The organism is Segeticoccus rhizosphaerae, assembly GCF_009192725.1.
Taxonomy (GTDB): Bacteria; Actinomycetota; Actinomycetes; order Actinomycetales; family Dermatophilaceae; genus Segeticoccus; species Segeticoccus rhizosphaerae.
The window spans coordinates 1-6,552 of record NZ_VOHR01000217.1 but is presented as its reverse complement, the minus strand read 5'-3'; the positions used below and the strand labels follow the sequence as shown (position 1 = coordinate 6,552).

The 6,552-nt window shown below is 69.9% G+C and carries 8 protein-coding genes and 2 tRNA genes; all 10 read right to left on the bottom strand.

What is annotated here, in order from left to right; translation table 11 throughout:
• Nucleotides 1–100: 100 nt before the first annotated feature.
• The gene (locus FRW57_RS15300; RefSeq protein ID WP_203230348.1) at nucleotides 101–430 is read right to left on the bottom strand and encodes a DMT family transporter; all 330 of its coding nucleotides are present in this window, start codon (nucleotides 428–430) and stop codon (nucleotides 101–103) included.
• Between the two features lie 96 nt (nucleotides 431–526).
• Complete coding sequence (locus tag FRW57_RS15295) at nucleotides 527–1,636, bottom strand: UDP-N-acetylmuramate dehydrogenase (protein WP_275263153.1); 1,110 nt, start codon at nucleotides 1,634–1,636, stop codon at nucleotides 527–529.
• Nucleotides 1,617–2,042 (bottom strand): MaoC family dehydratase, encoded by a 426-nt coding sequence (locus FRW57_RS15290; RefSeq protein ID WP_152186397.1) that lies wholly within the window; start codon nucleotides 2,040–2,042, stop codon nucleotides 1,617–1,619. Before FRW57_RS15290 ends, FRW57_RS15295 begins: the two co-directional genes overlap by 20 nt.
• Nucleotides 2,042–2,488, bottom strand: coding sequence for an FAS1-like dehydratase domain-containing protein (locus tag FRW57_RS15285; RefSeq protein WP_152186396.1), 447 nt, complete (start codon nucleotides 2,486–2,488; stop codon nucleotides 2,042–2,044). Before FRW57_RS15285 ends, FRW57_RS15290 begins: the two co-directional genes overlap by 1 nt.
• 98 nt (nucleotides 2,489–2,586) lie before the next feature.
• On the bottom strand, nucleotides 2,587–2,757 hold the full coding sequence (gene rpmG, locus FRW57_RS15280) for a 50S ribosomal protein L33 (protein WP_137120609.1): 171 nt from the start codon (nucleotides 2,755–2,757) through the stop codon (nucleotides 2,587–2,589).
• A 145-nt stretch (nucleotides 2,758–2,902) separates the two neighbouring features.
• A tRNA-Met gene (locus FRW57_RS15275) sits at nucleotides 2,903–2,976 on the bottom strand.
• Between the two features lie 34 nt (nucleotides 2,977–3,010).
• Nucleotides 3,011–3,083: transfer RNA gene (locus FRW57_RS15270), tRNA-Thr, on the bottom strand.
• A gap of 78 nt (nucleotides 3,084–3,161) precedes the next feature.
• Nucleotides 3,162–4,886 (bottom strand): L-lactate permease, encoded by a 1,725-nt coding sequence (locus FRW57_RS15265; RefSeq protein ID WP_152186395.1) that lies wholly within the window; start codon nucleotides 4,884–4,886, stop codon nucleotides 3,162–3,164.
• Between the two features lie 45 nt (nucleotides 4,887–4,931).
• Nucleotides 4,932–6,359: a (Fe-S)-binding protein gene (locus FRW57_RS15260; protein WP_152186394.1), complete on the bottom strand. Its 1,428-nt coding sequence runs from the start codon at nucleotides 6,357–6,359 to the stop codon at nucleotides 4,932–4,934.
• A partial coding sequence (locus FRW57_RS15255; RefSeq protein WP_203230347.1) for a hypothetical protein occupies nucleotides 6,359–6,552 on the bottom strand: 194 nt, incomplete at its 5' end. The genes FRW57_RS15255 and FRW57_RS15260, both read right to left, overlap by 1 nt.

The following is a 6,552-nucleotide window of genomic DNA, read 5'->3' as shown; positions in this document are numbered from 1 at the left end:
CAGGTCGTACCAATCGGTCGCAGGGTGAGGCTAACGCGAACCGCGCGTCGAGCGCGGCGGTTTGGCAGAACATTCCCGAAACGGTCCCGTGCCGGGCCGCTCACGCCGTCGTGCCGCCGAGCTCGAGCGCCGCGACGCCGAGGACGACCAGGAGGAGGCCGCCCACCTGCAGGGGTCTCAGGCGCTCGCCGAAGAAGAGGATGTCGACGAGGACGATGAGCGCGACCCCGACAGCCGACCACACGGCATACACGACACCGAGGTTCATCCCCCTGGCGAGGATCCGCGCGAGCAGGTAGAAGGACACGAGGTAGCCGACCACGACGAGCCCCGAGGGCACGAACCGGCTGAACCCGTCGGAGACCTTGAGCGCCACGGTCGCGAAGACCTCGGCCACGATGGCGCCGCTGAGCATGAGCCAGCCAGCCACGAGAGCACCTCTTCAGACATCAATTTGAACGAACGACCAAATTGTATGCCGTGCCGCTGCACCGCCGCGAGCCGTTTCCCGCGCGGGGGGGATCGGTCAGAGGGTGTGGCCGACGAGCACCGGTTCGTTGATCAGGGTGACCCCGAAGGCGTCCCGCACGCCGTCGCGGACCTCACGCGCCAGGGCGACGACGTCGTCCGCCTTGGCGTCACCGCGGTTGGTGATCGCCAGGGTGTGCTTGGTCGACAGGGCTGCCGGACCGGGCATCGCGTAGCCCTTGGTGAAGCCGGCCCGCTCGATCAGCCACGCGGCGCTGGTCTTGCCCTTGCCACCCTCGCCGGGGAAGCGCGGGGGCGCCGGAGAATCGGCACCGAGCCGCTCCCGGACGCGGTCGTGCAGGGCGGCGAACTCCACGTCGGTCAGGAAGGGGTTGGTGAAGAACGAGCCGCACGACCAGGTGTCGTGGTCGTCCTCGTCCAGCACCATGCCCCGTCGCCGGCGCTGGGCCAGGACCGCCTCACGCGCGTCCCCCAGCGGCACCCGCTCCCCCGCCTCGGCCCCGAGGCCGCGTGCCAGGTCGGCATAGGCGATCGGGGTCGACAGCTCACTGATCGCGAGCTGGAAGACCACGTCGAGCACCACGAAACGGCTGGAGGACTTGAAGATCGAGTGCCGGTAGGTGAACCGGCAGTCGGCGTTCGCGAAGGTCCGCACCTGCTGCTCCCGGCGGTCCCACACCCGCACCTGCGCGATCGTCTGGGCCACCTCCTGGCCGTAGGCGCCGACGTTCTGGACCGGCGTCGACCCGGCCGCGCCGGGGATCCCCGACAGTGCCTCGATCCCCGACCACCCCTCGGTGACCGCCCGCACCACCACGTCGTCCCACGCCTCACCGGCGGCGACGCGGACGGTCACACCACCGCACCGGTCCGACGACTCGACGCGTATGCCCCGGGTCGCGATGCGCACGACCGTGCCGGCAAACCCCTCGTCGCTCACCACGAGGTTGGAGCCGCCCCCGACCACGAGCAGCGGCTCGTCGGCGTCGTCGACCTCGCGGATGGCGTCGACGACCTCGTCGGTGCTCTCAGCGGTGACGAGACGCGCAGCGGGCCCACCCACGTGCATGGTGGTCAGGCCGGCCAGCGGTATGCCGTGCTCCTCACGCATCCGGGTGGTCGCCTGCTCAGTCCAGCGCCACGACAGCCAAGGCCCGACCGAGCACCTTCACTCCGTCACAGGTGACCGTCAGCTCGACGGCGGCCCGCCGGGTCTCCTGGTCGAGCTTCTTGACGACCGCGGCCACCTCGATGTCGGCACCGCCCTCGTAGGGGACGACGACCGGCTTGGTGAAGCGGACGCCATACTCGACCACCCGTCCCGCGTCACCGGCCCAGTCGCTCACGACGCCGACGACAGAGCCCATGGTGAACATCCCGTGCGCGATGACGTCGGGCAGGCCGACCGACTTCGCGAAGCGCTCGTCCCAGTGGATGGGGTTGCGGTCGAGGCTGGCCCCGGCGTACTGCACGAGGGTCGCGCGCTCGACGTGGACGGTGCGGCCGGGCAGCTCCTCGCCGACCGCGACGTCCTTGGCCTTGCGGATCGCCATCACTCGCCTCCCCGGATCACGATGGTGGAGGTGGCCGTGCAGAGCGGCTCGCCCCCCGTGGTGGCCAGCTCGGAGCGGGTGGTGACCATGGCGTGCCCGCCGGCCTCCTTGACGCTGTCGACGGTCAGCACGCCGACGACCTCGTCCCCTGCGGTGATCGGCCGGTGGTGGGCGAAGCGCTGCTCCCCGTGGACCACCCGGCTGTAGTCGATGCCCGCCTCGGGATCCCGGATCAGCTGCGCGTCGCACTGCTGGGCGATCAGCACGGCAAACGTCGGGGGCGCGATGACGTCGGCGTAGCCGCGGCCGGTCGCGACGGAGGGGTCGACGTGCACGGGGTCGGAGGCGCCGACCGCCTCGGCGAACTCGCGGATCTTGGCCCGGCCCACGGCATACGGCGGCGTCGGTGGGTAGGTGCGCCCCTGGAAGTCTGCGTTCACGGCCATGTCCGCGAGCCTAATGGGCCCGCGGGAACGCGAACGACCGCCCTGCCGGTGGGCAGGACGGTCGGGCGTGGTGCGTCAGCGGACGCGAAACCGTGGGCTCAGCGGGTCTCGCGGTGGGTGGTGTGCTTGCCGCAGTTGGGGCAGAACTTCATCATGTCCAGGCGATCCGGGTTGTTGCGCCGGTTCTTCTTGGTGATGTAGTTGCGGTTCTTGCACTCCACGCAAGCCATGGTGATCTTGGGGCGGACGTCGGCGCTCTTGCTGGCCACGGGGCAACCTGCTCTCGAAACTGGGGTAACTCACGGATCTGCGACACAACTCTCGGCGATGGCGCTGCACGACGTGAGCACGCAACGACACGCAAGACTACGCGACCAGCACCCGATCGGCGAAATCGGGCGAGATCACGGCCAGTAGCGGGGGCGGGCATCGATCCCGCGACCTCACGATTATGAGTCGTGCGCTCTAACCATCTGAGCTACCCCGCCAAGGGAATCCGGCCACCGGGGTGGCACGGGACCGAGCCCCCAAACGGAATCGAACCGTTGACCTTCTCCTTACCATGGAGACGCTCTACCGACTGAGCTATAGGGGCCTGCACGCGCGCACGGACGTGGTGCGCAGCGGTGCAGCGACGAGGCTACACGGTCCGTGGCCTCGACGAGAAATCGGCTCAGCCGCCGGTGCCGGCGAGCATCCAGGACAGCACGGGCGTGGTCTGCAGGTAGACCAGCACGCACATGAACGCCAGGAAGAGCAGGCTCCACTTGAGCACCTTGCGGAAGACGTCGCCCTCCCGCCCGGACATCCCGACCGCCGCCGCGGCGATGGCCAGGTTCTGCGGCGAGACCATCTTGCCGAGGACACCCCCGGAGGAGTTCGCGGCGGCCATCAGCGCAGGGCTGAGCCCGGTCTTGTGGGCGGCCTGCACCTGCAGTGCTCCGAACAGTGAGTTGGAGGAGGTGTCCGAGCCGGTCACCGCGACACCCAGCCACCCGAGGATCGGGGAGATCACGGCGAAGGCCGCACCGGCCCCGGCCATCCAGGCGCCGAGCGAGGCGGTCTCACCCGAGGCGTTCATCACGTAGGCGAGGCCCAGGACCGCCATGACGGTCACGATCGCGCCGACCAGCTGCTTGTAGGTGTCGAGGTAGGCCCTGAACGCCCTGGCCGGTGAGATCCCGATGATCGGCATGGAGATCAGGCCGGAGATGATCAGCAGCGTGCCGGCGGCACCCAGCCAGTTGAACTTGAAGGTGGGGATCGTGGACGGGTCGCCGGTCGGCGTCGCCAGGTCGAGGCCGGGCCACTGGAACTTCACCGTCGGTGCGTCGAAGAGGTCCTTGACCCCTGGCAGCTGGGTGATGACGAAGACCGCGATGATCACCAGGTATGGCGCGTAGGCCCTGGCCACCTCGGCCGGGCTGTCGTGGGCGGCGGCGTCGCGCGCCTGGATGTCGTCCAGACCCAGGTTGTCGCCGACCGGCTCGTCGGTCCGGACCGTCGCGCCCGAGCCGGCGCCCAGTGCGGTCCCCGCGGACGTGACCGCGACCTCCTCCTCCTCGGAGGTGTCCACGAAGGCGGTGCTCGGTGTCCAGACGCGCATCAGGAGCACCACGCAGGCTGCGCTGAACAGCGACGCCACGATGTCCGACAGCTGCACCGACAGGTAGTTGGACGTGACGAACTGCGCGAGCGCGAAGGAGATCCCGCAGACCACGGTGGCCGGCAGGGTCGCTCGCACGCCCTTGCCCTTGTCGATGATGAAGACGAGCGCCATCGGCACGAACAGGGCCAGGACCGGGGTCTGCCGGCCGACGATCGCTCCCAACGTGTCCTGCGGGATGTTGCTGACCGACGAGAGGGTCGTGATCGGCACCGCGAGCGCGCCGAACGCCACCGGAGCCGTGTTGGCGACCAGGGCCACCACCGCGGCCTTGAGGGGTCGGAACCCGAGGGCGATCAGCATCACGCTGGTGATCGCCACCGGGGTGCCGAAGCCGGCCAGGGCCTCGAGCAGCGCTCCGAAGCAGAAGGCGACGATGACCGCCTGGATGCGTTGGTCGTCACTGACCTTGGCGAACGACCGTCGCAACACGTCGAAGTGACCGGTGACGACGGTCATGTTGTAGATCCAGATCGCGTTGATGACGATCCACAGGATCGGGAAGAACCCGAACACGGCGCCCTCGACGCCGGACATCACGGCCTGCCCGGCGGGCATCGAGTAGGCGAGGATGGCCACCACGATCGACACCACCAACGAGACGATGGCGGCCTTCCATGCGGTGACGCGAAAGACCCCGAGCATGACGAACAGGGCCAGCAGGGGAAGCATGGCCGTCAGGGCGGTCAGCAGGAGCGACCCTCCCACGGCATCGAGAACCGGACGGTACATCGGTCACCTCTTCGGTAGTCCGTTACTGCGGTGGCGGAACTGCGGTTACTGCGATGGCGGAACGGCGGTGGTGTCCCGCGCTGCGGGTTCGACCCCGAGCGATCCCGGGGAGGCACCGCGGATCGAGGCATCGAGCACCTCGACGGTGTGCGCGAGGGCGATGGAGGCGCCCCGACGCTCGAGCGACGAGGCGACCTGCATCAGGCACCCCGGATTGGCCGTGACCAGCAACGCCGCGCCGGTGCGCTGCACGTTGGCCGCCTTGCGATCCCCGAGCTCTCGCGCAGCCTGCGGCTGGAGCAGGTTGTAGACGCCCGCAGATCCGCAGCACAGGTCACCCTCCGCGATCTCCCGCAGCGTGAGACCCGGTATGCCGTGCAGCAGCTGCCGCGGCTGGGTCCGGACCCCTTGGGCGTGGGCGAGGTGGCAGGCGTCGTGGTAGGCGATCTCGACCGGTAGCGGGTGGCGCTCGGCGACCGGGGGCACCTCGGCGAGGAACTCCGCCACGTCACGGACCTTGTCGGCGAACTGGGCTGCCCGCTCGGCGTACTGGGGGTCGTCGGCCAGCAGGTCGGCATACTCCTTCATGGAGGAGCCGCAGCCGGCCGAGTTGACGATGACGTGCTCGACCCCGTGCTGACTGAAGGTGTCGATCAGCGCCCGCGCGAAGCGCTGCGCCTCCGGCTCCCGGCCGTTGTGCGCCGACAGGGCCCCGCAGCACCCCTGGGCCGCCGGGGCGAGCACCTCGAAGCCCTCGGCGGAGAGCACCCGTGCGGTGGCCGCGTTGACGCCGGGAAAGAACTCGCGCTGGACGCAGCCGAGCAGCAGGCCGACGCTGCCGCGGCGCACGCCCTGTGCGGGCGTGCGCTCCGGCACGGGTGCGGCTCGGCCGAGTCTGGGCGCCAAGGACTCCATGGCCTCCAGGGACGGCGAGATGCGTTGCAGGACGCCGTGTTTGCGCAGGAACCTCGACAGGCCCGAGCGCTGGTGCAACCGCAACGGTCCCCGCAGCAGGTGGAGCCGCCTGGGGTAGGGAAAGAGCGCGAAGATGGCGCTGCGCAGGGCCCGCTCCTTCGCCGACCGGCGGTGCCGACGCTCGACCTGTGCCCGCGTGGCCTCGATCAGCTTGTCGTACTGCACGCCCGACGGACACGCGGTGACACAGGCCATGCAGCCCAGACAGGCGTCGTAGTGCTGCACCATGGCGGGGGTCATCGGCTCGCCCTGAAGGCCCTCGTTCATCAGGTAGATCCGGCCTCGGGGGGAGTCCATCTCCTCGCCCCAGAGGGTGTAGGTCGGGCAGGAGGGCAGGCAGAACCCGCAGTGCACGCAGTCACCGACGATCGCCGCTGACGGCGGCCGGTGGTCGTCGAAGGCCGGTTCGCCGGCGGGCGCCGTCTCGATCCGCAACGGGCCGTCGCTGCCGAGCGTGCCGGCGGTCGAGGCCACGGGGGGTTTGCCCTGCTGCACCATCAGATCCCTCCGACGAATCGTCCCGGGGACAAGCGGGCCCCGGGGTCGAACCGGTCCTTCACGCTGCGCATCAGGGCGAGGCCCGACACCGGGCCCCACACGTCGACCGCCTCCTTGACGGCCCGCGGCGCGTCGCGCACCACGACGCTGCCGCCGAAGTCCGCTGCGCGGCCGCGCAGTTCGCCGACGAGGG

Coding starts and splice junctions, on each gene's coding strand:
- FRW57_RS15290 (WP_152186397.1), bottom strand. CDS start 2,042: ATGGCGATCCGCAAGGCCAAGGACGTCGCGGTCGGCGAGGAGCTGCCC.
- FRW57_RS15285 (WP_152186396.1), bottom strand. CDS start 2,488: ATGGCCGTGAACGCAGACTTCCAGGGGCGCACCTACCCACCGACGCCG.
- FRW57_RS15265 (WP_152186395.1), bottom strand. CDS start 4,886: ATGTACCGTCCGGTTCTCGATGCCGTGGGAGGGTCGCTCCTGCTGACC.
- FRW57_RS15260 (WP_152186394.1), bottom strand. CDS start 6,359: ATGGTGCAGCAGGGCAAACCCCCCGTGGCCTCGACCGCCGGCACGCTC.